Source organism: Bacteroides sp. AF34-31BH (assembly GCF_003602795.1).
Lineage (GTDB): Bacteria > Bacteroidota > Bacteroidia > Bacteroidales > Bacteroidaceae > Bacteroides > Bacteroides uniformis.
In genome coordinates this window covers 1-751 of the sequence record NZ_QTLV01000042.1, presented here as the reverse complement: position 1 = coordinate 751, position 751 = coordinate 1, and the positions used below count along the sequence as shown (strand labels likewise).

The following is a 751-nucleotide window of genomic DNA, read 5'->3' as shown; positions in this document are numbered from 1 at the left end:
CGTTGGCGACAGTCTCCTTTTCTCCACCCGAAACCGTGTTCGAGAAGCTTTTCGTGACCGGGGAGGCCGATGTGGTGGCGGAACTTTATGCCCGTAACAAGGAGAAGGCGCCGGCGGCGGAAGAATTGCGCGGACTGGAACAACAGTTTGCGGAGCTTACGGGGACAGCGCCCGTAGGCATCGCTTTCGAGAACCAGCTTGACATAAGCATCCTGCAGGAAAGGCTGTTGCTCTATGACGTTTCGTATGACGAGCTTTACCGTACGCTGCGGACGGCATTCAAGGAGAACAGCGTAGCTATGCTCCATTCCTACCAGCAATACCTGCCTATCAGCATTGTGGGCGAGGAGCGGACAGTGAATGAGGTGCTGCAGCAGACATTGATACAGACCCGTCCGGACAGTAAGGGCGAAGTGGAGTATATTCCGCTTCGGGAGCTGGTAAAGGTGCGTCCGGCCGAGGATTTGAAAACGATTACGGCAGGACGCAACGGTGAATATATACCGTTCCGTTTCTATGAAGTGGACGATGCTCCGGAGTTGATGGAAAAGGTGAAGCGGGAGGCAGATGCCACGGGTGACTGGGATACGGCCTTCTCCGGCAGTTTCTTCTCCAACCGCCAGATGCTGGACGAGTTGGTGGTGATTCTTTTCATCTCTATCCTGCTGATGTATTTCATTCTTGCCGCCCAGTTCGAAAGCTTCGTGCAGCCGCTCATCGTGCTGCTGGAAATTCCGATAGATGTGGCGTT

1 protein-coding gene is annotated in these 751 nt (G+C 54.5%); it reads left to right on the top strand.

Going from position 1 to position 751, the window contains the following annotated elements; translation table 11 throughout:
* Positions 1 to 751 (top strand): efflux RND transporter permease subunit (locus DWZ67_RS19970; RefSeq protein ID WP_165852498.1); only part of this gene is annotated, 751 nt, incomplete at both ends.